This window comes from Actinomadura sp. 3N508, from assembly GCF_044326375.1.
Lineage (GTDB): Bacteria > Actinomycetota > Actinomycetes > Streptosporangiales > Streptosporangiaceae > Spirillospora.
This window is the reverse complement of record NZ_JBIRAX010000003.1, coordinates 113,884-140,742: the sequence shown is the minus strand read 5'-3', so window position 1 is coordinate 140,742 and position 26,859 is coordinate 113,884. Positions and strand designations below refer to the sequence as shown.

35 protein-coding genes are annotated in these 26,859 nt (G+C 70.7%); 31 read left to right on the top strand and 4 right to left on the bottom strand.

Features of this window, described 5'->3' with window-relative positions; translation table 11 throughout:
- The first annotated feature begins 5 nt into the window (after positions 1-5).
- The 3 genes from ACH34S_RS11865 (at position 6) to ACH34S_RS11855 (ending at position 1,826) form a co-directional block, all read left to right on the top strand.
- A complete protein-coding gene (locus ACH34S_RS11865) occupies positions 6-404 on the top strand; it encodes a hypothetical protein (protein WP_395952584.1) in 399 nt (132 codons plus the stop codon).
- A complete protein-coding gene (locus ACH34S_RS11860) occupies positions 404-1,456 on the top strand; it encodes a YaaC family protein (RefSeq protein ID WP_395952583.1) in 1,053 nt (350 codons plus the stop codon). The genes ACH34S_RS11865 and ACH34S_RS11860 overlap by 1 nt, the downstream gene beginning before the upstream one ends.
- 226 nt (positions 1,457-1,682) lie before the next feature.
- Positions 1,683-1,826, top strand: coding sequence for a hypothetical protein (locus tag ACH34S_RS11855; protein WP_395952582.1), 144 nt, complete (start codon positions 1,683-1,685; stop codon positions 1,824-1,826).
- Here the strand turns inward: ACH34S_RS11855 and ACH34S_RS11850 are convergent.
- Positions 1,823-2,968 (bottom strand): pentapeptide repeat-containing protein, encoded by a 1,146-nt coding sequence (locus ACH34S_RS11850; RefSeq protein WP_395952581.1) that lies wholly within the window; start codon positions 2,966-2,968, stop codon positions 1,823-1,825. The genes ACH34S_RS11855 and ACH34S_RS11850 overlap by 4 nt on opposite strands.
- A 40-nt stretch (positions 2,969-3,008) precedes the next feature.
- On the opposite strand from ACH34S_RS11850, the gene ACH34S_RS11845 reads away from it, so the two are divergent.
- From ACH34S_RS11845 to ACH34S_RS11815, 7 genes are all read left to right on the top strand, one after another.
- Complete coding sequence (locus ACH34S_RS11845; RefSeq protein ID WP_395952580.1) at positions 3,009-3,203, top strand: hypothetical protein; 195 nt, start codon at positions 3,009-3,011, stop codon at positions 3,201-3,203.
- Between the two features lie 116 nt (positions 3,204-3,319).
- Positions 3,320-4,945 carry a phage portal protein gene (locus ACH34S_RS11840; RefSeq protein ID WP_395952579.1) on the top strand — a complete coding sequence of 542 codons (1,626 nt, stop codon included), beginning with the start codon at positions 3,320-3,322 and terminating at the stop codon, positions 4,943-4,945.
- 109 nt (positions 4,946-5,054) lie between these two features.
- The gene (locus ACH34S_RS11835) at positions 5,055-6,011 is read left to right on the top strand and encodes a hypothetical protein (RefSeq protein ID WP_395952578.1); all 957 of its coding nucleotides are present in this window, start codon (positions 5,055-5,057) and stop codon (positions 6,009-6,011) included.
- A gap of 51 nt (positions 6,012-6,062) precedes the next feature.
- The gene (locus ACH34S_RS11830) at positions 6,063-7,124 is read left to right on the top strand and encodes a major capsid protein (protein ID WP_395952577.1); all 1,062 of its coding nucleotides are present in this window, start codon (positions 6,063-6,065) and stop codon (positions 7,122-7,124) included.
- Positions 7,125-7,127: 3 nt separating this feature from the next.
- On the top strand, positions 7,128-7,721 hold the full coding sequence (locus ACH34S_RS11825) for a hypothetical protein (protein ID WP_395952576.1): 594 nt from the start codon (positions 7,128-7,130) through the stop codon (positions 7,719-7,721).
- Positions 7,718-8,302: a hypothetical protein gene (locus ACH34S_RS11820; RefSeq protein ID WP_395952575.1), complete on the top strand. Its 585-nt coding sequence runs from the start codon at positions 7,718-7,720 to the stop codon at positions 8,300-8,302. The genes ACH34S_RS11825 and ACH34S_RS11820 overlap by 4 nt, the downstream gene beginning before the upstream one ends.
- A gap of 136 nt (positions 8,303-8,438) precedes the next feature.
- Entirely contained in the window at positions 8,439-8,834 is a 396-nt protein-coding gene (locus ACH34S_RS11815; protein ID WP_395952574.1) for a hypothetical protein, read from the top strand.
- On the opposite strand, the gene ACH34S_RS11810 is transcribed toward ACH34S_RS11815, so the two are convergent.
- Positions 8,828-9,997 carry a PIN-like domain-containing protein gene (locus tag ACH34S_RS11810; RefSeq protein ID WP_395952573.1) on the bottom strand — a complete coding sequence of 390 codons (1,170 nt, stop codon included), beginning with the start codon at positions 9,995-9,997 and terminating at the stop codon, positions 8,828-8,830. The two genes, ACH34S_RS11815 and ACH34S_RS11810, sit on opposite strands and share 7 nt — an antisense overlap.
- An 80-nt stretch (positions 9,998-10,077) precedes the next feature.
- On the opposite strand from ACH34S_RS11810, the gene ACH34S_RS11805 reads away from it, so the two are divergent.
- The 20 genes from ACH34S_RS11805 (at position 10,078) to ACH34S_RS11710 (ending at position 24,971) form a co-directional block, all read left to right on the top strand.
- Positions 10,078-10,422, top strand: coding sequence for a head-tail adaptor protein (locus ACH34S_RS11805; RefSeq protein WP_395952572.1), 345 nt, complete (start codon positions 10,078-10,080; stop codon positions 10,420-10,422).
- Between the two features lie 56 nt (positions 10,423-10,478).
- The gene (locus ACH34S_RS11800; protein WP_395952571.1) at positions 10,479-10,859 is read left to right on the top strand and encodes a hypothetical protein; all 381 of its coding nucleotides are present in this window, start codon (positions 10,479-10,481) and stop codon (positions 10,857-10,859) included.
- A 2-nt stretch (positions 10,860-10,861) separates the two neighbouring features.
- Positions 10,862-11,317, top strand: a complete 456-nt coding sequence (locus ACH34S_RS11795) for a hypothetical protein (RefSeq protein ID WP_395952570.1) — start codon at positions 10,862-10,864, stop codon at positions 11,315-11,317.
- A 1-nt stretch (position 11,318) separates the two neighbouring features.
- Positions 11,319-11,726: a hypothetical protein gene (locus ACH34S_RS11790; RefSeq protein ID WP_395952569.1), complete on the top strand. Its 408-nt coding sequence runs from the start codon at positions 11,319-11,321 to the stop codon at positions 11,724-11,726.
- Between the two features lie 82 nt (positions 11,727-11,808).
- A complete protein-coding gene (locus ACH34S_RS11785; RefSeq protein ID WP_395952568.1) occupies positions 11,809-12,390 on the top strand; it encodes a hypothetical protein in 582 nt (193 codons plus the stop codon).
- A 97-nt stretch (positions 12,391-12,487) separates the two neighbouring features.
- On the top strand, positions 12,488-12,865 hold the full coding sequence (locus tag ACH34S_RS11780; protein WP_395952567.1) for a hypothetical protein: 378 nt from the start codon (positions 12,488-12,490) through the stop codon (positions 12,863-12,865).
- Positions 12,866-12,930: 65 nt separating this feature from the next.
- On the top strand, positions 12,931-13,320 hold the full coding sequence (locus ACH34S_RS11775) for a hypothetical protein (RefSeq protein WP_395952566.1): 390 nt from the start codon (positions 12,931-12,933) through the stop codon (positions 13,318-13,320).
- Positions 13,321-13,349: 29 nt separating this feature from the next.
- Positions 13,350-16,661 carry an NlpC/P60 family protein gene (locus ACH34S_RS11770; RefSeq protein ID WP_395953309.1) on the top strand — a complete coding sequence of 1,104 codons (3,312 nt, stop codon included), beginning with the start codon at positions 13,350-13,352 and terminating at the stop codon, positions 16,659-16,661.
- Entirely contained in the window at positions 16,661-17,605 is a 945-nt protein-coding gene (locus ACH34S_RS11765; protein ID WP_395952565.1) for a hypothetical protein, read from the top strand. Before ACH34S_RS11770 ends, ACH34S_RS11765 begins: the two co-directional genes overlap by 1 nt.
- On the top strand, positions 17,602-18,744 hold the full coding sequence (locus tag ACH34S_RS11760; RefSeq protein ID WP_395952564.1) for a siphovirus ReqiPepy6 Gp37-like family protein: 1,143 nt from the start codon (positions 17,602-17,604) through the stop codon (positions 18,742-18,744). Before ACH34S_RS11765 ends, ACH34S_RS11760 begins: the two co-directional genes overlap by 4 nt.
- A 15-nt stretch (positions 18,745-18,759) precedes the next feature.
- Positions 18,760-19,683 (top strand): hypothetical protein, encoded by a 924-nt coding sequence (locus ACH34S_RS11755; protein WP_395952562.1) that lies wholly within the window; start codon positions 18,760-18,762, stop codon positions 19,681-19,683.
- Position 19,684: 1 nt separating this feature from the next.
- Positions 19,685-20,221: a hypothetical protein gene (locus ACH34S_RS11750; protein WP_395952561.1), complete on the top strand. Its 537-nt coding sequence runs from the start codon at positions 19,685-19,687 to the stop codon at positions 20,219-20,221.
- A gap of 1 nt (position 20,222) precedes the next feature.
- Positions 20,223-21,164: a hypothetical protein gene (locus tag ACH34S_RS11745; RefSeq protein WP_395952560.1), complete on the top strand. Its 942-nt coding sequence runs from the start codon at positions 20,223-20,225 to the stop codon at positions 21,162-21,164.
- A complete protein-coding gene (locus tag ACH34S_RS11740; RefSeq protein ID WP_395952559.1) occupies positions 21,164-22,237 on the top strand; it encodes a hypothetical protein in 1,074 nt (357 codons plus the stop codon). The genes ACH34S_RS11745 and ACH34S_RS11740 overlap by 1 nt, the downstream gene beginning before the upstream one ends.
- A gap of 3 nt (positions 22,238-22,240) precedes the next feature.
- On the top strand, positions 22,241-22,534 hold the full coding sequence (locus tag ACH34S_RS11735) for a hypothetical protein (RefSeq protein ID WP_395952558.1): 294 nt from the start codon (positions 22,241-22,243) through the stop codon (positions 22,532-22,534).
- A 10-nt stretch (positions 22,535-22,544) separates the two neighbouring features.
- Positions 22,545-23,222 (top strand): hypothetical protein, encoded by a 678-nt coding sequence (locus ACH34S_RS11730; RefSeq protein WP_395952557.1) that lies wholly within the window; start codon positions 22,545-22,547, stop codon positions 23,220-23,222.
- Between the two features lie 12 nt (positions 23,223-23,234).
- Positions 23,235-23,492: a hypothetical protein gene (locus tag ACH34S_RS11725; protein WP_395952556.1), complete on the top strand. Its 258-nt coding sequence runs from the start codon at positions 23,235-23,237 to the stop codon at positions 23,490-23,492.
- Positions 23,492-23,620, top strand: coding sequence for a hypothetical protein (locus ACH34S_RS11720; protein ID WP_395952555.1), 129 nt, complete (start codon positions 23,492-23,494; stop codon positions 23,618-23,620). The genes ACH34S_RS11725 and ACH34S_RS11720 overlap by 1 nt, the downstream gene beginning before the upstream one ends.
- A gap of 148 nt (positions 23,621-23,768) precedes the next feature.
- Entirely contained in the window at positions 23,769-24,479 is a 711-nt protein-coding gene (locus ACH34S_RS11715; RefSeq protein ID WP_395952554.1) for a peptidoglycan-binding protein, read from the top strand.
- 108 nt (positions 24,480-24,587) lie between these two features.
- Entirely contained in the window at positions 24,588-24,971 is a 384-nt protein-coding gene (locus ACH34S_RS11710) for a hypothetical protein (RefSeq protein WP_395952553.1), read from the top strand.
- A gap of 125 nt (positions 24,972-25,096) precedes the next feature.
- Here ACH34S_RS11710 and ACH34S_RS11705 read toward each other — a convergent pair whose 3' ends face one another.
- Together ACH34S_RS11705 and ACH34S_RS11700 are read right to left on the bottom strand one after the other, a co-directional pair.
- Positions 25,097-25,393: a hypothetical protein gene (locus ACH34S_RS11705; protein ID WP_395952552.1), complete on the bottom strand. Its 297-nt coding sequence runs from the start codon at positions 25,391-25,393 to the stop codon at positions 25,097-25,099.
- 735 nt (positions 25,394-26,128) lie between these two features.
- Positions 26,129-26,398, bottom strand: coding sequence for a hypothetical protein (locus tag ACH34S_RS11700; RefSeq protein WP_395952551.1), 270 nt, complete (start codon positions 26,396-26,398; stop codon positions 26,129-26,131).
- A gap of 56 nt (positions 26,399-26,454) precedes the next feature.
- On the opposite strand from ACH34S_RS11700, the gene ACH34S_RS11695 reads away from it, so the two are divergent.
- Positions 26,455-26,841, top strand: a complete 387-nt coding sequence (locus ACH34S_RS11695; RefSeq protein WP_395952550.1) for a hypothetical protein — start codon at positions 26,455-26,457, stop codon at positions 26,839-26,841.
- Positions 26,842-26,859: the final 18 nt, after the last annotated feature.

Below are 26,859 nucleotides of genomic sequence, written 5' to 3'. Positions count from 1 at the left end.
CCGGCATGAAGACGCAAGTATGGGCGGACACGGCCGCCCCGCAGGCCCGCTGGTTCGCCACCGCCGACGGGACCACCCCGATGGCCTGTAGCCGCTGCGGCGTCGTCCTCGGCGCGGAACCGTTCAGCACCGGCCCGGACGGCGCCGCCTGCTCCAACTGCGTCCCGATCGTCCAGCCCACCCCCGCCGCGCGCCGCCGCGCCGGCGCCCGCACCCCAGCGAACCGGGTCCTGGCCAGGGCGGGCCTGATGCTGGTCCCGCGGCCGCCGTTCTCGGGGAAGGCGCTCCACGAGACCGCGAACGTGACCGAGGTCCACCACCCGGCACGCGGCGGCAACGCCACCCGCTGGCTCCGCCACGTCGCGGCCCTCACCGACCAGTCCCGGGGTCGGGGCGAGCGGTGATGAACGCGGAAACAGCGAAGACCTGGGAGCGCCTCCGCGCGACGCGTTCCGCTCCTCCCGCACCCGCCAGGAGCACACCAGAGCGCCGCAGAACCTACTGCACCTCGCTCGAACAGGCCCAGCAAATGTTCCACGCGGCGGAGCAGGCGGGGCCGGAGACACAACCCCTGCACATCTTCTACGGGCTCAGCCAGGCTGGCCGAGCCATCGCCGCGGCGTCGGCGTCCCCCCTCGCGGCCGGGGACGGGTGGCAGCTCCTGGGTCACGGCATCCGCGCACGAAGCCTCGATGGTCCGCTGCCCGAGATCGAGGTCAGGAGCGACGCTTCAGGCAATGCGGGTAGTTTCGTGCGGCTCTCGGAGATCCTCCAATCACCCCTGCTGCCCAAGACCGCGGACGTGCGGCTGCGGGAGCTGTGGGACTGCATACCCGCCAATCACGAATGGCCCATCGGCGGGGATGAGGCGAGCAGGCGGATGCCGCTACGGGTCGATCACCGCAGCCTCGCCCCGGACCCGCAGCCTCAATGGAGCGTGGGAGTGGCGGGTCTCCCGGCATGGCTCACGCAGGCCGTCCAGCCCCGCGAGCGCCTGGAGGAGTACATGGGCGCCTTCCCCTACGCGCAGGGATGGGAACTCGCGGGTCCGAGGTCTGACGGCAGCCCGGTGTTCCAGCCTGGCGGTGAATGGCCGGGGTCGGCGATCTACCTGTACTGGAACCTTCCGGACCAGGATAAGAGGGACTTCCAGGACGCTCAGGCCGAGTTCCGCGACTTCCTGATGGCCCGCACCCGCGGCTATAAGGGCGACCGGTGGTTCTTTCCCGCCGTCGCCGGAGCGGACGCCATCCACCCGCTCATGGCTTGGTGGGCAGTCCTGCATGCGCTGTCGATGCTGGCCCGCTACCAGCCCGACCAGTGGGTTCAGCACATCGACGTCGACGTCGACGGGTCCCGCGCCGTCGCGATCGAGCAGCTCCTACGGGAAGCACTCACGACCGTGCCGCAGCTCATCGCCGAGACCATCGAACACGTGGCGAAGCCGACAACATGAGCGACCGCGACGCCGACGGCTACTGGACCGGCCATGGCGGGCACCTCTGGAAGGAAAACCGAGGACCAGACAGCGCGTGTGCGCGCCCCGGGTGCAGGCTCTACTACGCCCGCTGGAGCGGCGACCGCTGCCCCGGAGCGCCGGACTGCAAGGCGACGCTTAATGGCCTCCGGTGCGATCAGAACGACGGGCACTCGGGGCCGCACCTTGCGACGCGGGTGTGGTCATGAATGAGCTACTTGCGTTCCTCCGCGCCCAGCTCACCGCGGACGAGCAGGCCGCGCTCGGCGCGATGCCGCGCAACTCCGTGCCGCCGCCGACGAAGCCGAACACCCCCGCGCGCTACCGGGCTAGGCTCGATGGGTACTAGCCGAACGTAGTCTTGCGGTCGACCATGGCGTGACTCCGGATCTCGGCCTCGGTCACTCCCTCAACGCCGGTCAGGTCCGCTCCGCTCAGGTCCGCGCCGTCCAGGGTGGTATTGGTCAGGTCCGCTCCGCTCAGGTCCGCTCCGCTCAGGTCCGCGCCGGTCAGGTCCGCTCCGCTCAGGTCCGCTCCGCTCAGGTCCGCGCCGGTCAGGTCCGCTCCGCTCAGGTCCGCGCTGTACAGGGTGGCATTGGTCAGGTCCGCGTCGGACAGGAGGGCACCGGTCAGGTCCGCGTCGTACAAGAGAGCGCCGGTCAGGTCCGCGTCGTATACGAGGGCGCCGGTCAGGTCCGCGTTGTACAGCTCCGCGCCGGTCAGGTCCGCGCGGGCCATGTTGGCCTTGGACAGGTTCGCGCGGGACAGGTTCGCGCGGGACAGGTTCGCTCTATGGGGAAACTGGGCGCCGGAGATGCGGGCTTGGTGCAGGTCAAGGGGCAGGAATACGTGCGCGGGGCTGGGAGTCGAGTGAAGCACTGAACTGTGGCGGGTGAGGACAGTGAGGGCGGCGGCAACGTCGGTCTCAGGTTCTTTGGGCAGATCGGCGGATTTGATGGTGGGAGCGGGGTCGTGTTCGCGGACGTAGGCGGCCAGGACGTCACGGATGGTGAGGCGGTCGCGGTGGGAGTCGGCGGCGATGCGTTCCAGGGCGTAGATTGCGGCGGTACGGACTTCTCGTTTGCTGGAGGCCAGTAGTTCGGTGGCCTTGGTGTAGCGGTCGGTGACCTGGCCTTCCTTGGTGGTGTGTAGTTCGTCCTGGCCGGTGCGTAGGGTCGCGGCGGTGGCCAGCAGGCTGCCGCCGGCGAGCATCGCTCCGATGAGCAACACCCCACTGTTGATCCACTGGTGCAGGCTTTGGCGCCGTCGTTCGCGAGCGGCGTCTAGGCGGTCACGGCGACGGTCAAGACGTTCCTGCTGCAGCTCCAGCAGTTCCAGTCGCCGATCGGCGGGAAGAGCATCTAGCTCGGCCGGGGCCGGTACGCTCACCTGCGGCAGCGGAGCCACCGGCTCGGGAGCTGGGCGTGCGGCATCCTCGCTGTCGAGGGCCTGATCGGGTGGGGACGGAAGAGATGCGTCGCGCTCGGTCACAACTGTTAGACGCTCAGTGGTGCCCAGGTGCTCCCATCTGGTGGGTGAGCCGGAGCCGCTCGCTGCGCGGGAGAAGTGCCCGCACCGGCACGCCTACCCGACGCACGGGGCGTACCTCGAAGGACGGCGGCAGTGGCGCGCGTACCGCCGCGACGAGCACCTGAACCCCGCCGAGGCCGCCGCCCGGTGGGCGGTGATCGAGGAGCACTACCTCGGCGCACTGTCACCGCCGTGAAACCGTAGCCCGCGTTTCCGCAGGCCGTGCTGATGCCACCTGCGGAAACGCGGCACCCGCTGAACCTGTCGGCCTGAACCGGGCCCCCGAGCACGAGAAAGGGGGCCTGGATCCGCATGTCCGACGTGTGGCCGCCGCCGGAGCTGGCGCCCATCCATGACCGCATGGCCGTCTGGTCCGCGTGGTGGACCGGTGAGCCGGACGAACTCGAGTACGTGTACGGCGGGTCCGGTGCGGCCGCGGTCCGGCCGCCGAACTGGCCGCGCCGCCGGCCGCTGAACCGGCCGTCGCAGTACCGCGGCGGGATCGTCGGGGCGCTCGCGCGGATGTTCTGGGGCCGGCCGACCCCGGAGGGGGAACAGCGGTCGAAGCTCCACATGCCGATCGCGTCGGACATCTCGACCGTGTCGGCGAACCTGCTGTTCGCCGACCCACTCACCTTCAAGACCGATCACAAGGCCACCACGGAGCGGCTCCAGGAGTTCCAGGACGACGGGATGCAGGCCACCCTGCGGGAGGCGGCGGAGACGGCGTCCGCGCTCGGAGGCGTGTACCTGCGCACCTCCTGGGACAAGGCGATCTCCGACCGGTCGTGGCTGTCTGTGGTGCAGCCCGACTGTGCCATCCCCACGTTCCGGTACGGCCGGCTCCGCGAGGTGCAGTTCTGGACGGTGATCGAGGACGACGGGCAGCAGCGCGTCGTCCGGCACCTGGAGACCCACGCGCCCGGCGTGATCCGCCACCAGGTGTACGCCGGAACGCCCACCAGCCTCGGAGCCCTCGTCCCGCTCGGCGACTACGAGGAAACCGAACCCTTCGCCAAGCTCGTCGAGAACGGCGACGCGATCCCCACCGGGATCGACCTGCTGACCGTCGGGTACATCCCCAACATTCGCCCGAACCGGATCTGGCGGACCCTTCCGGAGGGCGTGAACCTGGGCCGGTCCGACTACCAGGGCGCCGAGCAGTTCATGGACGCGCTCGACGAGGCTTGGACGTCGTGGATGCGCGACCTCCGGCTCGGCAAGGCCCGCATCCTCGCCGACCGGGCGCTCCTGGAATCGGAGGGCCGCGGGCAGGGCGCGCGCCTCGACCTGGACCGTGAGGTGTTCACGCCGGTCGAGATCAACCCCATGTCGTCGCAGGCCCTCATCAACGAGGTCCAATTCGACATCCGCGTGCAGGAGCACCAGGACACCACGCAGGCGCTGCTGGAGACCATCGTCCGCGCGTGCGGCTACTCCGCGCAGTCGTTCGGGCTGGCCGGTGAGACCGCGCTGACCGCGACGGAGGTCCAGGCCCGCAAGGAGCAGTCGTTCCAAACCAAAGCCCACAAGATCAACTATGTGCGTCCGGTCCTCGCGCACATGAACCACGCCCTGCTGGCGCTCGACGAAGCCGTCTTCGACCGGCGGGGCCTGCGGCCCCAGCCGCCGGCGATCGAGTGGGCGCCCGGCATCACCCCGGACCCGGCCGACACGGCACAGACCGTGTCGCTGCTGGTCTCCGCACGCGCCGTCAGCCTGCGGACCCGCGTGGAGATGGTCCACCCGGACTGGGACGAGCCCCGCGTCCTGCAAGAGGTCGACCGGATCAAGGCGGAGACACCGTCGCCGCTCGACCAGATCCCCAGCGCGACCGGCGGCCCGTCCGCCGCGCAGGCCGCCGGAAACCGCGACCAACCCGCCAGCGAACGCGACCCCGAGCCTGAGCCCGAGCCTTCGGGCTCGGCCCGCACCTGACCTTCCCCGCGATCACGCGGGGCCGCCTGGCGCGAGCCTCGCACACCACCCAGAGAACCGGCCCGCCTGGTGCGGTCCGGCCACTCGCATGCCCTGGAGGCATCCCTGTATGAACACCACGCCCAAACCGGCACTCAACCTGCCGGACGTGTCGACCCTGCCCCTACACGACCGCACCGGGCTCCGCGCGGTCGGCGTGCTGCCCTCCGGACGGATCGTGTGGCCGGTCCTGGGCGGCGCCGACGACGACAGCGGCAAGGACGACACGGACGGTCAAAGCGGCCGGGACACCGACGGCGGCCAGGGCGGCGCCAGTGGCGACGACCACGGCCGCGACGACGATGACGACGATCGCGGCAAAGACGACGCCGACGACCCCGACGACGATGACGACGACGGGGACGGGGACGGCGGCCGGGACAGCAAAGACCGGTCCCGGACCCGCAGCCGTGCCCGCGGCGGGGACGACAAGACCGCCCGCACCGTCGCCGCGATCCGCGAGGAGTTCAAAGGCGAGCGGACCAAACGGCAGCAGGCCGAGAAGAACCAGGCCGCGCTGCAAAAGCAGCTCGACGACATGCAGGCCGCGCAGGCCAAGCAGATGGACGCGCTCTCCAAGGCGCTCGGGCTGAAGAAGGACGACACACCGCCCTCCCCGGAGGAGGTCGCCAAGGACTTCGCCAAGCAGCTGGAGGCGGCGAACACCGCGACCGAGACCGAACGCGAACGCGCCGACACCTACACGGAGAAGTACCGCGACGCCGCGACACAGCTGGCTGTGTACCTCGCGGCAGACGACCACGACGCCAACCCCCAGGCGCTGCTGGACAGCGCCCGCTTCCTGAAGACTGTCGCCGGGCTGGACCCGGCAGACAAGGCCTTCAAGGACGAGATCGGCCAGGCCATCAAGGACGCGGTCGAGAAAAACGACCGCCTCCGCAAGGCCAAGCCGCGCGCGGCCGCAGACCGGTCCGGCGGCGAGATGAACACCGGCGCCAAGCGGCAGCGCGCCCGGCCCGGATCCCTCAACGAGGCGGTCCAGAAGCACTACGACCAGGCCAGGTAGCCCGCCCGCGGGCGCGGCGCTCGGCCCTTGCCAAAACCGAAGGAGAACACCGTGCCCGTAACCCTCGCCCAGGCGCAGGTGAACGCGGACGATGACGTCAACTACATGGTCATCGACAACTTCCGGCGCTACAGCTGGCTGCTGGACCAGATGGTCTGGGACGACACCGTCACCCCCGGAACCGGCGGCGGGTCCAGCCTCACCTACGCCTACACCCGCCTCATCGAGGCGGCGCAGGCCGCGTTCCGCAAGCTGAACACCGAGTACAGGCCCGGCCAGGCCAAGCGGCAGCGGTTCAGCGTGGACCTCAAACCGCTCGGCGGCGCCGTCACTATCGACCGGGTCATCGCCCGGCTCGGTAACCCGGCCACGACCGAGGTCAACTTCCAGATGCAGCAGCTGATGGCATCGGTCCGCGGCAAGTTCCAGCAGGCGCTGATCCTCGGCGACCCGGCCACCGAAGAGGACGAGGACGGGTTCGAGGGCCTCGACCTCGCCCTCACCGGCACCGGAACCGAGTACTTCCCGGGCGGCGCGAGCATGTACACCGACTGGACGTCCGCGGCCGTGGACACCGCGGACAAGGCCCTCACGCGGCTGGACGAGTTCGACGACTTCCTGTCCCGCCTCGTCCCCTCCACCGTCGGAAGCATCGACCTGGGCGCGCCCGGCGCGCTGCCGCCCGGCGTCCGCGCGATCCTCGGCAACACCCGCTCGATCACGCGGATCAAGTCCATGGCGCGCCGCGCCGGCCAGTTCACCGAGACCAAGGACGACCTCGGCCGGCAGATCCAGCGGTACGGGCCGTGGGTCCTCGTCGACGTCGGTGACCGCCTCGACGGAGCGTCGCCGATCATCCCGATCGAGTCCCGCGACCCGGACGGCGGCGGTGCCGGCGGCCTGATCACGGGGCTGACCGACATCTACGCCGTGTGCTTCGGCCTGGACTCCTTCCACGGCGCGTCCATGGCCGGGGTTCCGCTGGTGGAGACGTGGCTGCCCGACTACACGACCTCCGGCGCCGTCAAGTCCGGCGAGGTCGAGATGGGGCCCGTCGCGCCGGTCCTGAAGAACACCAAGGCGGCCGGCGTGCTCCGGAACGTGAAGGTCTGACCCATGCAGTTCGATGTGGAGACGCCTCTGGCGGGCTACAACGGCACGGTCGGCGCCGTCACGTTCGCCGCTGGCCGCGCCCGCGTGGACGGCGACCGGAAGGCGGAACTGGGGTACTTCCGCCGCCACGGCTACAGGATCACCCCCGTAGCGGAACCGACCGACGCCGGCGAACCCGGCGGTCCCGCCCCGGCGGACCCGGCCGCCGAACCGCCCGAGCCCACGGAGACCCCGCAGGCCAAGGACGAACCGCCCGGCCCGCCCGGCCCGGCCGGGCCGGGCGGTGAGTCCGAGCCGACGGTGGCCGAGGGCGCGGCGCAGCCCGACAGCGAGCAGCCCGACCCCACGGGGACGGGGAACGGCACGGGCGAGGACCCGGCTCCCTCCAGCACCGCCAGCCAGGACACACCCACCGTCGGCGGCAGTGAGGGCGGGACGGGCGAGCAGCTGCGCAGGCCGCCCAAGAACGCGCCCGTCGCCGCCTGGACCGCCTACGCCAGGCAGCTCGGTCTCACCGACAGCGAGCTGGGCGGCAAAACCAAGAACGAGCTCGTCGAGCTCGTCGCCCAACACGAGAAGAGGGAGGCCGGCAAGTGACCGTCCACGGCCGATACACCGGAGTCCTGGCCGACTCCCCGGTTTTCGACGACCCGTTCAACGCCCTGCCCGGCGTCGACCGCGACACCTTCGTCCGGACCAACATCCCCGCCTGGGCGGCGGTGGCCGACCTGACCGCCACCGCCACCGGCGTCGCGATCGGTGCCCGCATCTGGCTCGCGCGCGGCGACATCGTCACCAACCTGGCGTTCACCTCCGGCGGCACCGCCGGCGTGACGTACACGCACTGGTGGCACGCCCTGTACGACCCGGACGGGGCCCTCCTCGCCCAGACCGCGGACCAGGTCGCGGCGGCGTGGGCCGCCGACACGACCAAGAAGCTGCCGCTCACCGCGCCGGTGGAGATCAAGTCGTCGGGCTGGTACATCGCCGCGACCATGGCGGCCGCGGGGACGGTGCAGACCCTCGCGGGGGCGGCGGCGCGCGCTTCGGTAGCGACGCTCCACACCGGGTCCAAGGCGCCCGGCTTCACCTTCGGGGCCGCGCTGACCGACACCGCCCCGGCGGTGGCCGGCGCGCAGACCACGGTCGCCAAGGTCCCGCTCGTCGTCGTCTCCTGACGGCGGCGGGCCCCGATGACGTGCCAGGCCCCGGGGGCGCCCCGGCGAGGTGGGCCTCCGGGACCCCCAGCCCTTCCAACCCCCGGGCGGGGCGGCCGCCGGGGCCTGGCACCCGTCCCCCTTCTGCGAGACAAAAATGGTTGTTTACGCAACGATCGTTGATCTTGAAGACTTCCTCGTCACCATCCCCGCCTGGCCCGGCGCGGCACGCCACCTCCAGCAGGCGTCCGAGGACATCGACGAACTCCTCATCGGCGCCGTCTACGACGTCGACGAGGCCGGGCTGGCGACCGACCCGGTCCAGGCCGCCGCGATCAAACGCGCCACCTGCGCCCAAGCCCATTACATCCGCGAATCCGGCGATGAGACCGGCGGCAAATCCCAGTTCACCAGCGTGAACGTCGGAGGCGTGAGCTACTCCCGCAAGCAGGCCGCGCCGTCGCCCTCACGGAAACCCTCCAAGTACGCCGACAGGGCCGTGACGATCCTGCGGGCCGAACGGCTCCTCCCCATCAACGCGCGGACCTACTGACCTTCATCTTCCTCGGAGTCGTTGGCATCAGGTTGATCGCCTCTTGTCAGCGGGGCGTCCATTTGCAGAAGCGCCGACAATGCCGTGAGCGTCTCCGGAAGGCGGCTCTGCTCGAAGCCTTCCCTAATGTGCGCCACTTGGTTTCCGGCCAGCGTGATATTCCGAGCGAATTTGAGGAGCTCGGCGTTGAGCCTGCCCTGATCCAATTGCGCCAGCAGGACTCTCTCAATAGGGGAGATCTCTGATTCGCTCAAGGGGCCAAGGACGTCGATGTCGCTGGCCTGCTCGATCGTCTCCTCGCTGACCCCCGCGTCGAGATGAGCGTTCGCCAGCTTCAGGAAAGAGCGGACGTTGACGAGCTGGAAGGGCTGGTGTGCTCGCTCCCAGACCTCGGCCGCGAGTTCCGGGCGTGGAAGTGGGGAGGCGCCGCCCTGCTGCTTGGCGACCCAGTCCTCTTTCCTCTCGTTGGTGACGAATAGGACCGGAACCTTCCTGCGTGCCGTCTCTTCCAAGAGCTGAACCCACAGGACGTAGTCGCCGATGGCCTCCTCGGGATCCTTGTCGGCTGTGTCGGCGTACCCGGGTGGGATACACCGCTTAAACCGGTAAGCAGCATCCTCCCGAACGGCCTGCATGTCGGGCAGCGGCGGCCCGACCCGGCCGCGGAGAAGCGTGTCGACTTCGGTCAGGATCGGGTCGTTGTCCCGGCAATCGGCCGGCTTGAGCTCGAAACGGTAGAACTCGGCGGCCTTGTCGATGATCTGCTGCTTCGCCTGAGCGAGGATGTCGGTCAGCTCGGTGGCGCGTTCCTTGCCCAAGCCCCGGCGACCGCCGAAATCCTCGATCTCGCCCTTGGCCTTGTTGAACAGACCGGTGAGATCCTTCTTCAGTTCGGCGATGGCGCCGGAGCATTCTGTGATGACGGTGAGCCGGTTCCTGAGGAACTCGTCCATGACGCGGTGCGGCACCCACAGCCTGTCGCCGAGCAGCCCGAGGGTGTGGAGGAACTCGGCGCGGCCGGTCGGGTTCAGCCGGTAGGCGTCGAACAGGGCGTTGGTGTCGAACACCACCAGGCCGCCGGTCAGGTACTGCTTGAGCTGGTCGCCCGTGGGCCGGAAATGCCATGGGAACAGGTCGCGCAAGGACGGGGCGTCATCGGTCACACCCCGAGCGTAGAGCGCTGTACTACCCGTGCGCGTCGGGTTTCTGGTGAATGCCCGTTCCGGTCACGGGAGGAGACACGATGCTTCCGATCGTCACTGACCTGGTCACGATCGTCCGCGCCGCCAAGGCGGTCGGGTACGGCAACAACACCACCCTCGACTGGGGGCCCGCCGCTGCCCGCACGACCGTCGAGGCGTGCGTACAGCCCGCCGGTGCCGGCGAGTCGACCAACGGCGGCGCCGACCGGGTCTCCACCCGCATCCAGGTCTTCCTGCACCCCGGCACGGACGTGACCGCGACCGACCGCATCGAGTGGGACGACCAGCTGTGGAGGATCGACGGCACGCCGGCGGTGTGGCCCGACCCGACCGGCGGCAGCGAGCACCACATCGAGGTGACCGCGACGCGCGTCACCGGAGGCTGACCGGACACGGCGCACCGCGCCGACCCAATCGGCAGACCAGAAGAAGGGGCCACGAGGTGGTCGACGTGCAGATCAACGACGCGGAGATCGCGCGGATTCCGGGCCTCCAGGGCGTGCAGAACCACCTGGACACCGTCGCGGACCGGGTCGCGGCCGCGGCCCGGACCAGCGCGGCACGCCACGTCGGGAACGGGTCCTACCTGCGGTCCATCAAGGTCGTCCGCGCCGCCCCGGACGGGCACGGCCGCCTGGTGGTCAGTGAGGACGAGCAGGCCGCGGCCGTGGAGTTCGGGGTGCGGCCGCACATCATCCGCGCCGCGCCCGGCCAGGCGCTGTGGTGGGCAGGCGCGGCCCACCCGGTCAGGCAGGTCAACCACCCGGGCAGCCCCGCGTTTCACGTGCTCGGCAACGCGGCTGATGCCGCAAGAGGAGGATGACGATGCCGCATTTCCTGGTGGCCCACCCCCACAAGGGCTACGACGGTCAGAGCCGCACACCGGGCGCGGTAGTGCTGATCGGCGAGGACGAGGCCGCCGTACGGTCCCGGGACGGGTTCGGCCGGGTCGTGGCCGCCGCCGAGGCCGGCGCCGCGCAGGGCCAGGCCGGGGCCGAGCCCGGCGGCACGGCGGCACCGGGCTCCGATCAGGGGGCGGCCGCGTCCGTCCCGTCCGCCGCGCTCGGGCAGCCCGCCGCGTCGACGCCTGCCGCGCCCGCTACGCCTGCCGCGCCCGCTACGCCTGCCGCGCCCGCTACGCCCCAGCCGCCTCGGCCGCCGAAGATGTCGGCGCCCCGGACGGCCTGGCTCGAATACCTGATCCAGACCGGCAAGAACCCCGCCGATCTGCAGGACCTTTCGCGCGGTCAGCTGATCGACCTGGCCCAGACCCGAACCTGAGATGACCACGCCCGTCACCTTCCCCGACGCCGAGGAACTCGTCCGCGCCCATCTCGCCGAGCAGCTGCCCGGACGGCACGTGTGCACGCAGCTGCCCGACCCCGACGAGTTCGAGGGCCTGCTGACCGGCGGGATCGTACTGCTGGAACGGATCGGCGGAACGTGGACGGCCCGCAAACGCATCGACAACCCCCGCCTAGAGATCTCGGCGCTGACCAGATCCCTGGAAGCGACCAACGACCTGCTGAAGAACCTGCGGGCGCTGGTGGAGGCCATGACCGGCCTGACCCGCAACGGGGGAGTGGTCACCCACACCGGTGAGGAGACCGGGCCGCGCACGATCCCCGACCCGTCTCCCGACGTGATCCGCCGCGGATTCGTGGCGTCCCTGCACATCCGCCCCGCCTGAGCCGGGGCGCAGACCCGCGAAGCTCGCGCCCCACCCGTGCCCGGGTGCTGGGCTCCGTCCGAATGCCCCAAGGAGCAACAGCATGGCTGACAACGTCACCTGGATCAGGGTCGGCGTCGGGCCCGGCAAGGTCCGCGTTTCGCCCCTGGCGACCATCGCCCCGACCAACCCCACCGACGCCTACGGCGCCGGGTGGAACGACCTCGGCGCGCTCGACCCCGCCGGGCTCTCCGAAGGCGTCAACGAGGACCGCGCCCAGCACACCCCGTGGGGCTACAAGAGCCCGGTCCGGACGGACATTACGTCCTCGACCCGCACGTACAAGTTCAAGTGCTGGGAAACCAATGTCCATACGTTGTCGCTCTTCGATCGGGTGGCGTACGAGGACATGACCATCGTGGGCGCCGGCCCGTCGGCGTACCTGGCCTACGACGTGGTCCGCCCCAACAAGGGCGACGAACGCTCCTTCGCGATCGACCTCATCGACGGGGACGACAACTACTTCCGCTACATCATCCCCAGAGGCGAGGTCACCGAGCGGACCGAGATCACCTGGAAAGGGGACGAAGTCGTCGGCTACGAGTACACCGTCACCGCCTACGAGTCCTCGGACGGGCTGACGGTCCGCAAGTACATCCAGGCCGGCATCGTCTTGCCGGCCTGACGAGCCGGCGGCCGGGACGGCCTCGCGGGTCACCGCCCTGGCCGCCGCCACCCCCATCCGACCCGCAGACCCGCAGACCCGCGAAAAGGGGACACGCATGGCCAAGGACACGCCCGGCGCCGGCTACGACGACGAGGCCGTCGACATCGACATCGACGCCGAGGAAGCCGCCGAAGCCCAAGAGCGCGAAGCCACGGGCGGCCGCATCGCCGTCCGCCTCGGCGGCCGCGTCTACCACTTCAAGCCCATGACCGAGTGGGCGTACGCCGCCACCAGCGAGGACGACCTGGAGGCCATCGCCGAGGACGCCCTCCCCGAGGAGGAAGTCAAGGCGTTCCTGGACTACACCGACACGCCGGACTTCAGCCTCGGGAAGTTCCGGCGGCTGATGGACCGGCTGACTGAGCGGTCCGGGCTCGGCCGGGGAAAGCAGCGTGGATCCTCCAAACGCTCCAGGCCGCGCCGGAAGAGGTAGAGGCAGACCTGGCCCAGTACTACCCCCGCGGCCGCGACCAGCTGGCCGCCTACCACCGGGGGCGGATGACGCTGCGGCGCCTGTTCGTGCTGGTGTCGCAGCTTCCACCCAACAGCCGCACGAAGGCCCGGCTCGGCGGCGACGTCGACGGGCGCCGGTGGTCGGACGACACGCATCTCCTCGCCGACGTCCAGGAGCTGCTGCAGGAACTCCGGATCGCGCAGCTGGCCTCCATCCCCACGACCGAGCCCATCGAGCTGCCGGAGTTCCATCGGCTGCCGCGCCCCAACCATGGCGATGACGGCCACGGCGACGGTGAGGGCGGCGAGCCCGCCGAGGCGGCAGAGGGTGGCGCCGAGGCGATGGCCGAACGGTTCGAGCGGATCCAGCGGTACCTGGCGCAGTTCGACCCGCCCCCGGCGCCGGGGGGTGCAGGACCACAACAGGAGACTTGACCAGCGGCTGGGGGTGAGCAGCCGTGACGATGATCCAAGCCGCTGCAGTCGGCGTCCAGATCCTCCCGGAGATGACCGGCTTCCGCGAACTGCTCCGCATCCGGCTACTCGAAGCGCAGCGTGGCCTGGGCGTCGACATCCCGGTACGCGTCGACGAGCGGCTGATGCAGCGCGCGATGGGCCGCGTCCAGGCACTGGCCGCCAACATCCGCCGCGGCCTGGACGCCGTCGGCTCGTCCCGCGCTTTCGACGTGCTGAACTCCAGGGCCGCGGCACTGGTCGCGACCCTGCTCACCCTGGCGCCGGCGGCGACGACCGCGGGCATGGCTTTAACAGCCGGGGCCGGGGCGGCGGCCGCAGCGTACGGCACCGCGCTCGCGGCGCTCGGCGCGTTCGCGCTGGCGGCCAAGCCGCAGCTCGGGGCGGTGACCAAAGCCTCCGACCTGTACACCAAGGCGCAAGAGGCCGCCGCGGTCGGCGGCGCGCAGGCCGCAGCGGCACAGAAGGCATACAACGACGCGCTGGCCAAAATGCCGCCGGCCACCCGCGTCTTGACCATCGAGTTCATCAAGCTGAAGGAGGAATTCAAGGACTGGTCCGACGCGCTCGCCGTGGACACCATGCCGGTGTTCGCGAAAGGCGTGCAGATCGCGCGGCGGGCCCTGCCCGGCCTGACACCACTGGTGCGCACCGGCGCCGACGCCCTGTGGGACTTTCTCGTCCCGGTCGAGCGGGCCGTCAAGGACGGCCGCTTCGCCAGGTTCACCGGCGAGATCAACAAGGTCGCCCGCAAGGCGCTGCCGTCGATGCTGCGGTCGACCGGCAACGTCGCCAAAGGCATCGGCGGCATCTTCAGCGCCTTCCTTCCGCACGCGCCCCGGATGGCCTCCGGGATCGAGCGCCTCACCGCCCGGTTCGCCCGCTGGGGCCAGTCGCTGCGGTCGTCGGACTCCTTCCGGGAGTTCATGGACCACGTCCGCCAGCACCTCCCGGCGCTGACGGTCATCTTCAACAACCTGGTCCAGATCGTCTCGAACCTGGTCCCGGCGCTCCTGCCCCTGTCGGGCATCAGCCTGGAGATCGTCAAGGGGTTCACCGGCATCCTGGCCGCGCTGCCCCCGGACGTGCTGACCGCGCTCGTCGGCGGATTCGTCGCCCTCACCGCCGCAGTGCGGATCCTCACCCCGGTGATCCGCGTGCTGAACATCGTCATGGCGATGAACCCGATCGGGATCGTCGTCCTGGCGGTCGCCGCGCTCGCGTTCGGGCTCTACACCGCCTACCGCCGGTCGGAGACCTTCCGCAAGATCGTCAACAGGGTCTGGCTGGAGGTCCGGCAGGCGATCTCGTCCGCCTGGACGAGGTGGATCCGGCCTGCCCTGCGCGGCTTGGCCGAACTGTTCCGCGACGCCTACGACACCTGGCAGACGTGGTGGCCGAAACTCTCCGAGATCCTCGGCGAAATCGTCGTGTTCTTCAAGGAGGACCTGCTCGCGACCGTTGACGACATCGCAGGCGCTTTCGGACGCGTCGGCGGCGCCGCCGAGAACGCGACCGGCAAAATCTCCGGGGTCGGGGAGGGGCTGAAGGGCGCCGAGGACGACGGGAACCGTTTCCTTTCCTGGGCGCAGATCTTCGGAACCGGCATCGGGCTCCTCTTCGGCGGCCCGTTCGGCGCCGTGATCGGGTACCTCGCGGTCACCTTCTGGCCGCAGATGAAAGACCAGTTCACCTCCGGTTTCAAGACCCTCGGCGACGAAACGGCGCGGTTCGCCGACTGGCTGCCCGGCGCGCTGCAGGGCGCCTTCCGCGACTCCACCGAGGCCGTGGGCACCGGGCTGCGCGGAATGCACCGAACCCTGTTCGGTGGGCTCCCGCCGCTGCGGCTCAGCTGGTCCGGGTTCTGGGGGTGGACGTTGGCGCTGACCAAGCGCATGACGTCCGTGGTCAGCGGCGCAGTCCGCGACCTGATGACGGCAATGCGCATCGCCTTCCACCGCGGGGTCCAGGCCATGCGGGATGCCTGGGACCGGCTGCCAGCAGGCGTGAAACGCCCCATCAACTGGATCATCAACGTCGGATACGGCAAGGGCATCCGCCCCCTGTGGAACAAGGTCATCAACTGGCTGCACCTTCCCGGCGGGCTCCAGCTCGGCCCCGTCCCCGCGCTCGCCGCCGGCGACACCCTGGCCAACGCGGCCCGAGCCGTGCCGATGAAGACCAACCGCCCCATGGCGATCGTCGGCGAGGGCGACCCCCGGCACCCCGAGTACGTCATCCCCACCGACCCCAAATACCGGGGCAGGGCACGGGCACTGTGGGCGGCCGCCGGCGGCGACCTCCAGATGCTCGCCAAGGGCGGCGTCCTCGGTGACGTGCTGGGCGGAATCCGCAAGGCCGCGTCGAAGGTGACCGACATCGGCAGCGCCGGTCTCGCGCTGCTCGACGACCCGAAGAAGACCTGGGACCGGCTGGCGCGCGAGCTCGTCCCGAGCGCCAGACACCTAGCCGTGGACCCGTGGGGCACGGCGATGAGCAAGATCCCGCAGCGGCTGCTGGACGCCGCCTGGACCGCAGCCAGCCAGGTCATCGGCGCGTTCAAGAAAGGCTTCGGCGGCGGCAGCCAAGCCGCGGTGAACGCCGCCCGCAAATACATCGGCACCTGGTACAAGTGGGGCGGCACCAGCAAGGACGGCATCGACTGCTCCGGGCTGACGATGCGGGGATGGCTGGACGGCACCGGCCGCGACATCACCCGCACCACCTACACCCAGCGGCAGCACCTTCGGACCATCCCCGGCCCGCGCCCCGGCGCGGTCGGCCAGCCCCACCCCGGGCACACCTACATGGCCTCGCGGGTCGATGGTGGCCGGACCTGGGTGGTGGAGGCGGCCCGGACCGGCACCCGCGTGTCGGAGCATCCGCTGACCCGCTCCACGCCCTGGTGGGGGTACCCGCCCGGGTTGGAGGCGGGCGGCATCGTCGGCCGCGCGCTGGCCGATCGGTTCCTGGACGGCCGCAGCGGCGGCCAGGCCGCCAAGTTCCTCGGCCTGGCCGGCGACCCCGGCGGCGTCGTCCCCGGGTACGGGCCGCTGCTGTACGACGACGGCGGATACGTGCCGCCTGGCCGCGCGGTGGTCGACAACCACACAGGCCGTCCCGAGGCGCTGCTGAACCCGCGGCAATGGGACATCGCCGAAAAGGCCCTGGACAACAGCAGCGGCGAACGCGGCGGCGACACCTACAACTTCTACCCCCGCACCCTCGACCTGACGGTGCGGGACGTGGAGCTGCTGCAGCGCCAGCGCGACGCGCGTAACCGGACGGGGAGGCCGCGCTAATGCCGATCCTGGCAGCACCGCCCGGCGCCGGGCCCGGCGCCGGCTTCCCCAAGATCGGGTTCGCGGTCGCGACCTGGCGGGCGCCCGACGGGACCACCTGGCCGCTGACCGACTGGCCGCGCGGCTGGTTCACCGAGTCCGAGGGGGTATCGGGCCTGGACGCCGCGCCGATCGAGCTGGCCACCGACGACCGGACTCGTGGCGGCGCCGGCGTCCGGCACATCCAGCCGCAGCCACGGAGCATCGTGTGGCCGCTGCACGTCTACGGCGACGACCACAGCGAGTTCCTGGGGCGCTGGCGGGCGCTGATGGCGGCGTTCACCCAGACGACGCGTCTCGGCCCGGGCACGCTGGAGATCGCGCGCCCGGACGGCACCGCCCGCCGTATCGACGCCTACTACCAGGGAGGGTTCGAGGGACAGGGCAAGCAGGGCACCGGCATCACCAGCGACAACGCCGTGATCACGCTGTTTTGCGAGGACCCGTACTGGCGGGACACGGTCGCGCAGCCGGTTCACCGCGAGTTCGCCACCGGCGAGGACTACCTTCAGCCGTACCCGTCGATCTCGTCGGGGCAGGTGCTGGGCGCCACCACCATCCTGGTGCGTGGCGAGGTGGACGCCTGGCCCGACTGGGTCATCACCGGCCCGGCCAGCCTCATCACCGCCACCCATGAGGACACCGGCGAGGCCTTCGCCCTGGACCCAGACGCCCCCGACATCGGGCACGGGAACCTCCTCGCCGGCGAGCAGGTCACCATCTCCACCGACCCGCCGCGCGTCCGCTACCAGGACGGCTCCAACTGGACCGCCGCGCTGAACTGGCCCGGCGCCGTGCTGTGGCCGTTGCGGCCGGGCCCGAACAGCGTGACCTTCCAGTTGGACGGCGCCGCCGCCGGGTCTGCGGTCGACCTGTCGTTCTTCCCGCGCTACGAGTCCGCATGATCCGGCTGCTGGTCACCGACCAGGACCTGGCCGTGCAGGGCGACCCGGTGACGACCTGGACGAGCCTGGACATCACCAGCAAGTTCAACGAGCCGGCGTCCGGGACCCTGGTGGTGCCCGCCTCGAACGAGGTGCTCGCGCAGCTGCAGCCCGGCGCGCGGCTGGTCGTCATCCGCGACGGGCAGGTGTGGTGCGCCGGGCCGATGGAGGTCCCCCAGCAGGGCGACCGCAACGCCACCAGCGGGCCTGGCCCGATCACCGTGAACGTCACCGACGACCTCGCCAAGATCGTCGGGAACCTCACCTACCCCGATCCGGGCCTGCCCGCCGACAGCGCCAGCCAGCCCCTCGAACGGGCGTTCTCCGCGACGGGCACCGAGACGATCCTGCGGACCCTCGTCTCCGAGAACTGCGGCCCGACCGCGCTGGCCGCCCGGCAGATCCCGACACTGGCCCTCGGCGCCGTCGCCGGCGTCGGGACGGCCGCGACGTTCCGGACCCGGTTCGAGCCGCTCGGCGACGCGATGCGGACCGTCGCCGCGATCGACGGGCTGGGGTTCCGCACCCGCCAATCCGGCGGCCAGGTGCTGTTCGAGGTGTACCAGCCGGTCGACCTCACCGGCACGGCGCGGATCTCGGAAGGCCTGGGCAACCTCACCAGCCTCAGCTACAAGCTGACCGCGCCGACCGTGACCACCGCCATCGTCGGCGGCGGCGGGGAGGGCACCGACCGCGTCATCGTCGTCGTCACCGACACCGCCGCCGAAGCCGACTGGTGGCGCATCGAACAGTTCGTCGACCGGCGCGACGTCGCCGACGACTCCGCCGGCGAGCTCACCGCGGCAGGGCAGGAAGCCCTCGCCACCGGGGCGGGCTCGGTCGAACTGTCCACCGTCATCCGCGACACCGAGGACCTGGCCGCCGGCCGCGACTTCGGGCTCGGCGACCGGGTCACCGTACAGCTGCCGACCGGCGCCCAGGTCGCCGACATCGTCCGCGAGATCCACCTGACCGCCACGCCCCGCGGCGGCGAGCAGGTCACCAGCGTCGTCGGCACCGCCGAGGCGAGCACGGACCGGACCACCGTCGGCGCCGTGCGGGAGCTGGCCCGCCGCGTGGGCCGCCTGGAAGCCCGATAAGGAAGGAGGCGTGCCGTGGCGCAGAACTCGTGGCCCAGCCCCAATCACAACAGCCGCAACGTCACCGAGGCCGAGCTTGAGAAGATCACCGCCCGGTTCAGCGACGACGGCCTCTACGGATCGCCCGCCGACCCCGCGCCCGTGGTGGCCGGCACCGGGCTGCAAGTCCTGGTCAAGAAGGACCTGTACGGGTCCCTGCGGGGATTCACCTGGGCGTCCGGGTCCACCGACGTCCCGCTGACCATCGCCGCCAACGCCAGCGGCCTGCCCCGCACCGACCGGGTGGTACTGCAGTTGGACCGCGCGACCTGGGACGTGCGCGCCGTCGTGCTCACCGGCACCCCCGGCGCCGGCCCGCCCGCCCTCACCCGCACCGAATTCGACACCGGGAAATGGGAAGAGTTGCTCGCCGAGGTGCCTGTCCCCAACGGCGCCGCCGCGGTGACGGTGACGCCCCGGCCGGTGTACGTCGGCACCCGCGTCCGCGCGGCCAACTCCGGAAAACGCCGCGCCAACCCCGGCCTCGGAGAGATCAACTTCGAGCCCGACACGGGCCGATGGACCGGCTACAACGGCACCACCGACACCGTCCTCCATCAGGACACCGACTACGTCACCTACACGCTGAACGGCCCGCAGGCCACCCACTGGACCAAGAGCTCTGACTGTTTCATCCGCAAGATCAACAACGTGGTGCATTTGCGGATGACAGTGCGCAGGTGGAACACCAACGGACTCGACACCGCCGCCGAGTCCACCCCGTTGATCTTGGCGCAGCAGTTCCGGCCGCCTTTCAGGATGCTTGGAAGCGGGTTCCAGTCACGGTCCCCGGTCGCCCTGTTCGTCGAATCCAGCGGCGCGGTCACGATCCTCCCGCTGACAGCGGACATCCCCGCCGGCCGAACGGTCTATACGGCGGCTACGTGGATGGTGGGCTGAAATGGCGCGGCACACCTTCGGCCTGAGCCTCACCGATTGGACTATGACCCTCGGCGCCGAGGACCAGGTCCTCGTTGCCGGCGGCGCGGTCGTCACGTTCTGGTCGGCCCAGGTCGGCGGTGTCCAGCACCTCGACCTGCTGGACGCCGCTGGCGCCGCGGTCACCTCCATCACCTCGGCGGACGGCGCCGGTGCCCTGCCCAAGGGCACCATCGCCCAGTTCTCCGGCCCGGACAACATCACCGAGCTGTGGGCCGATGCAGGCGGTGGCACCCGCTACAAGATGCTCGCGACCGACCTCGGCAGCGCGGTCACCGACCTCGACAACCGTGTCACGGCGCTGGAGACGGCGGTGGCCGAGCTGGACACCGTACCGGTGTGGGTGCGCCGCGACCCGGCTACCGGCGGCTGGCCGAATCGGCCGCCGACCGGTAGGCCCTGCATCTGGCTAGACACGCAGCCGCTGACGCCGTCGCCGCCAGCGATCGGCGGAACGGGCATGGCCGAAGGGCTCGACCAGTACTGGGGCGGGGCCTGACATGCCGCTGCTGCTGTACGGCGTACAAGACGGTCGGCTCGTCTCCTACACCGCCCGGGCGTCCAGCCCCCCGCCGCTGCGGCTGCTGGTCGGCGCGTACGTCGGGCGGCCGGACACCTCGCCCGGCTCGTTCCAGGCGGCGAACGCCGTCTACGGCCCACTAACGGTGCGACGGCAGTTCAACCACAACATCCCGTCCTCATTCGGCGGCAGCGCGTCCGGTGCCGACGTCGGGCAGCCCTGGACCAGCTTCCTCAGCATCAAGGCGCCGCCAGTCGAGGTGATCGACGGGGTGTGGGACTCGGCCATCACAGCACTCGCCGCGAGCGGCCCGACGGACCGCCGCTGGTGGATGACCATGTGGCACGAGCCTGAAAACGATACGCCAGTGTCACAACCGGCTCCGCCCGCTCCGGCGTTCGCTGGCGGCGCGCAGCAATTCGTCGAGATGTTCCAGCGGTTCTACGAGGTGGCCAAGGCCGCCAACCCCAACGCCAGCATCGGGCCCGTCCACCTGGGGTCGGCGTGGAAGAGCGGGGCGCCGGTCACCGGCGGCGCCGGCAGTCCGCGGTACGCGGCCGAGGACTGGATCGTCCCGGCCAGCCACGCGGATTTCTATGGCATTGACACCTACAACGCGGCAACTGTGGCCGGGCGGACGAGCCTGGCGACGGCGGCGAATTTCCAGCGCTGGTACGCCTACTTCCGCGGGCGCGGCCGGCCCCTCTCCGTCCCGGAGTTCGGCCGGGTGATCCATCCGACCGATCCGGCCGCGCGTCCCGCCGAGCTCCTGGAGTCGGCCGCGTGGCTGCGCAGCACGGGCGAGTTTGACCTGTTCATGTACTGGGACGCCGATGACCCGCAGACCGGCGCCTGGTCGCTCACCGACCCGGAATCCCGCGCCGCCTGGGCGCAGATCGCCGAGCAAGGGAAGGCCCTCTGATGTCCATCGCGTATCGAGCGTCTGCGGGCGGCACTCTCGCGACTGCGGGCGGGCGCCTGGCCGTCACCATCCCCCCGGAGACCGTGGGGCAGGACGGCATGCTCATGGGCGTCACCATCTCCGCCGACCTGCCGGCACTGGCCGGGTGGGACCTCCGCCGGAAGATCATCACCAGCAACGGCACAACCCGCACCCACGTGTACTCCCGGGTCGCCAAACCCGACGATGCCGGGACCCTGGTCACGCTCCTGGACCCGGCGCCGCCCGGGGTGGAGCGCGGCGCTGTCGGCCTGGGCGTGTGGTCGGGGACCGATCCGGGCGACCCGGTCCGGGCGATCGTCTCCACCAGCGACGCGGTGAACCACGCCACGCACGTCTCCCCGACGGTCGTCACCGACATGGACGGGTGCTGGCTCGTCGAGATCGTCTGCTCCCAGTCTCCCAACAGCAACAACATCACGGCCTGGACCAAACCCGCCGAGCTCACCGCGCGCCGCATCGTCTACTCCGGCGCCACCGCCGGCCAGTCCCAGCGCGAAGTCGCCATCGGCGACAACGCCGCGGCGATCGCCGACCTGACCGAGGTCGGTGGATACACCTGGACCGCCGACGTACCCTCGCCCAACACGGCGCTGTACGGGGTGCTGCTCGCCCCCGCCACCGGTGTCCAGACCGTGCACCCCGCCTCGGACATCACCCCGTGGCCGAGCATCACGCCGACGCTGCCCTCCGGGCTGGCGCAGGCCGCCTATCTCAATGACGGCCGTGACAGCACCTACGTCGAGACCGGGACCGGTCCGGTCGCGGTCGTCGGTGAATGGGCCCTGAGCATGACCGTCCCGCCCGGCGCCGACGAGGACATGATCCTCACCATCCGCTGCAGGGACACCTCGGCCTCCTCCGTGACGCGGCTGATCGAGCTTCGGCAGGGCGCCACCGTGATCTCCAGCAGCATCGACTCCACGGTCCGCGCCACCTGGACCGACGTCCAGGTGACCGTCCCCGCCGAGGACCTTGCCGCCGTCACGGACTGGTCCGCGCTTCGCGTCCGGGTCACCCAGACGGCGGCGTAGCCGATGGCGACCACGCAGATCGCGGCCATCTCCCTGGTCGGCCCGGCGCCGACCCAAGCCACCACGCGCATCGCCGCGGTGGCCCTGACCGGCCCGGCCCCGTCGCAGGCCACGACGCGTATCGCCGCGGTGAGCCTGGTCGGGCCGCTCGTCACCCAGGCCCGGACGCGGATCTCGGAGATCTACCTGACCGGGCCGCGGCCGGCGACCGCACCGGCAAGCCCGTGGTGGATCACCAGGGACGGCCGCCTGTACCCGATCCAGCTCTACTCGGTCGCCGACGGGCGCCTCATCTGAAGGAGAGACCATGCCCCTACCGGTCAATATCTCAAAGGTCACGGTGTCCGGCACCTATTTGCAGCTCGACGGCACGGCCGCGGTCGGGTCGGTGACCTTCGCCACCAAGCAGGGCGTCGTCGACGGGACCGGCAACGTGCTGCTGCCCAGAGGCGGCATCGTCAAGCAGCTGGACGCGGGCGGCGCCTTCACCGTCGACCTGCCCGCCACCGACGACAGCGACCTCTTGCCGACCGATTTCACGTACCTGGTCACCGAACAGCTCACCACGCCGCAGTCCACCCGCAGCTACGAGATCCAGCTGCCCGCCGCCGCGCCCGCCGTGAACCTCGCCGACCTCGCCGAGGTCGCCCCGGTCGGCGCCGTCGCGCCCTACCTGCGCACCACCGGCGGCACCCTCACCGGCGACCTGTCGATCGGCCCCGCCGGATCCGGGCTCAATATCAAGGAAGGCGCCAACGCGCGGATGGGGCAGGCCACCCTCGCCGCCGGCGCCGCCACCGTCGCCACCAACCAGGTCGGCGCCACCTCGCGGATCTTCCTCTCCGTCCAGGAGCTCGGCACCGTCGCCGCCCCGAAAGCGGTCGCGGTCACCGCCCGCGTCGCCGGCACCAGCTTCACCATCACCAGCGAGGACGCCACCGACACCTCCAAGGTCGCGTGGTTGATTCTCGACCCTGCGGCCTGAGAGGGGCCCCTTGTGACCATCAAGGAACTCGGCGAGGTCGTGATCTGGGTCGGCGGCGTCGCCGCCGCGGTCGCAGCGATCGGCTTCCTTCTCCGCGGGGCCTGGAGGACGAACCGCAGGTTCGTGCGCATCGCCGACGCCGTCACCGAGCTGTCGCCCAACAGCGGCCACTCGATCAAGGACACGGTGGATCGCATCGAGACGAAGGTCGACGGGCTCGACGAGCGCCTCACCCAGCACATCAACCATCACCCGGGAGGAACGAACTGATGGCGCGTATCGACATCCCCGACCCGGAAGCCGGGCCCACCGAACCCGACGAGGAGCAGATCCTCGGGGAGCTGTACGGCGAGCCCGACGAAGGCGGGTCCTTCCGCGGCGAGGGGCGGCAGCCGTGACCCACCTACGTATGCCCGGCGGCTACGCGTGCGGGGTCGGCCGCCGCTGGCCGTCCCAGCAGATCACCAGTGCGACTGGGCTCGGCCGGGTCACCTGCGGCGGGTGCAAGCGCACGCATGCCTTCCGCAGCGGCGCGGGGGCATCCGCATGAGCGCGGCAGGGATGATCGCCGAGGCCCGCAAGTGGATCGGCACCTCGGGCCGGCCGAACAAGATCACCCGCGAGTACGCCGAGCGGCACGGGGACGAGTTCCTCCGCGCGGCCTGGTGCCAGATGGCCATCACCTACTGGGCGAGGCACAGCGGCAACGCCAGCGCCGTCCTCCTGGGCGGTGACCGGGCCTACACAGTGTGGGCGGCGACCGATTTCCAGAAGGCCGGGCGCTGGCACAGCGGGACGACAGCGAGCGTCAACGACGCCAAGCCCGGCGACATCGTCTTCTTCGACTGGGGCGCCACCAACGCCATTGGCGCGATCGACCACGTCGGCCTGGTCGAGGTCGTGCTCGGCGGCGGGCGGCTCCAGACGATTGAGGCGAACACCTCGGATGCGGTGAAGCGCCGCGTCAGGAACTCCAGCGTGATCGCCGGTTACGGACGTCCCGCGTACGGCGGGGGCAACTGGACGGAGGACATCGTGAAGAAACTCCCTGAACTGAATAGGGGCGACGCGGGCGAGCACGTCCAGTCGCTTCAGGGTCTGCTGCTCGCGCGCAGCCACCCGGAGGTGCGCGTGACCGGCAGGTTCGACGACACGACCGAGGCGGCCGTGAAGGCCGTCCAGCGGTGGGGCGGCGTCGACGACGACGGGATCGTCGGCCCGAAGACCTGGCCGGTGATGCTCCGCGTCCACGACTGAGCCCGTATGCCGCAGACGTAGGCGGCCGCCTGGACCTCCCCGATCACCTGACCGACCCGTGAGCGACCGGCGGCACCGGCCGCCCGGCGTAACCCCCAGGAGGCAACTGTGAAGAAGATCCTCGGACGAGACCCGGCGACCATCCTCGCGTTCGTATCCGCCGCGATCCAGATGGCGGTCGCGTTCGGCCTCGACTGGTCCCACACCCAGACCGCCGCGGTGAACGCCGGCGCCGCCGCCGTGCTCGGCCTGCTCACCGCCTGTTTCGTGGCCCGAGACCAGATCCTCCCGGCCATCATCGGCTTCACCCAGGCCGCCGTGACGGTCGGGCTCGCGTTCGGTCTCGACTGGACCGCCGACCAGACCGCCATGTTCATGTCGGCCGTCGCGGCCGGCGTCGGCCTGTTCGGTGTCCGCCCGCACGTCGTGGCCGTCGTGGACGACAAGTGGAACCCGGTCCCGCGCGAGCTGCCGTTCCGCCGCGCCGCCTGAACCCTGCCGGCCCCTGAACAGCCGAGGGCCCCTCCGTCTCCTCTTCCGGTGAGGAGACGGAGGGGCCGTTCTGTCGTTCCCGGGAAGGGTGCCCCGCCCGCCTCAGGCGGGGCGGGGCTGCTGGTTCAGCGGATGGTGCTGGGGATGGCGGCCCTGGCGTGCTCGGCGGTGATGACCCTCTCCCGGACCGCGTCGGCGAGGTCCTCGGCGCCGACCTGGAGGACGAACGCGGCCACCATGTCCGCCTCCATCCGGGTCCAGCCCCGTTCGAGCGCGGCCTTGTGGACCTCCTGGGCGGCGAAGAGCGCAGCGGCGGGGAGGGTCCGCCGCTTCCACGTCACGCCGAGGTCGGCGGCCTGCGTGATGACCGTCATGGCGGCCTCGACGGCCTTGGGGTGCTGGGCAAGGTCGAACCTGATCACGGGTGCCTCCGGGAGTGTGGGTGACAGGGAGAACCGGGTAAGGCCGGGTGTTGCTGGGCCATCCACAAACCACATTATGGCAATCAAATAATCATGTCAAGTCGGCTTGTGTTTGCTCCGATGGGCATGCGGCAGCTCAACCCGCACCGCCGGCCCACGCCCCACCTCCAGCACCGGCAACCCCCGAAGCCGGGAACGTCAGGACACGAAACGCCCCGCACTCTCGACCGCTTCGGCGGCGGGGGGCGGGCGTTTCGGCGTGTCCAGGGATAGCCCTTAATGTCCTTCAGGAACCCGAGCTGCCTTGCACGGCGCGGGAGCGGATCACCTCAGCAAGATCGGCAGTAGTGAGGCCGGCACGGGCGAGCACGGCCTCCAGGGCGAGGACGCTCGCGCAGTAGCCGGGCTAGGCAACGGTGCTGCCTAGCCCGGAACATGGGCCGTCCGTCCAAGCGGATCAGCTCGACGTCCCATCCCCTCGGCCCGACCCACTGCATGCGCACATGCTATGACCTGCAGAAACGTGCTCTACGCGGCCAACGGCCCGTCTGGCGTACGCTGAGCGGAGCGCGCCACCTCGCCGCCGAGTCGACAGCGGCGGAGGAGCGCGTCAGGGGACCCACGGGCCTGAGATGGCACGAGCCGGGAACGCGGGTACGACGTAGCTCTTCACGCACCCGGCGGGCCCCACCCTTTGCCCTGCGCCGATACGTGACCGATCATTCGTGGTGCCTGTCAGGCAGGCTCCGGCGCCGACGGCATCTGTTCCGGGATCGCCTTCGGGAAACCCTCCGGCAGAGCGGCCCTCGCAGCCTTGATGAGCGCCATCCGGGCATCGAAAGCGTTCTCGGCAGTCGCCCACCAGGGGTGGCCCTGGATGAGGTCGGTCAGCTCCCGCAGCCGCTGCATCGCGGCGGTGAAGTCGTAGTGCCCGGAGAGGCCGGCGTCGATGATGAGGAAGTCGCGCTTGAGGGCCACCAGGTCTTGCGGGGGTATGTACGTCACGCGCATATCGTACGAGACCGGACATTCAACGCTCGAATAAGTGTTCTACTGGGGGTGTGTACCGCCAAGACCCGGACCGGCTGATCGTCGCGAGGCTTCACGCCGTCGCGACCCGGCACGGCTGGACACGCCCCGAGGGCGAAGTGTGGGCGGCGACGGTCGCGGAGCTGCGGGAGATCGCGACCGTCCGCGCGAAGCCGCGCCGCCGCTCGGTGCACCCCCCGGCCGAGACGCTACGAACCGACCTGCTCGGGCAGGTCGCCGGGATCCTCCTCGGCACCGCACCGAGCGCGCACCCGGAGAAGCACCTGATCGGGGTCGAACTGCTCCGCGATGCCGGCGCGGACGCGGAGCAAGTGCAGCGGTGGATCCTGATCGGGCTTGAGCGTGCGGGGTCGGGCGGGCCGCCGTCCACGGACGCGCCGCCACGCGGATGGCCGTGAGCACGTGAACGTTCCGCC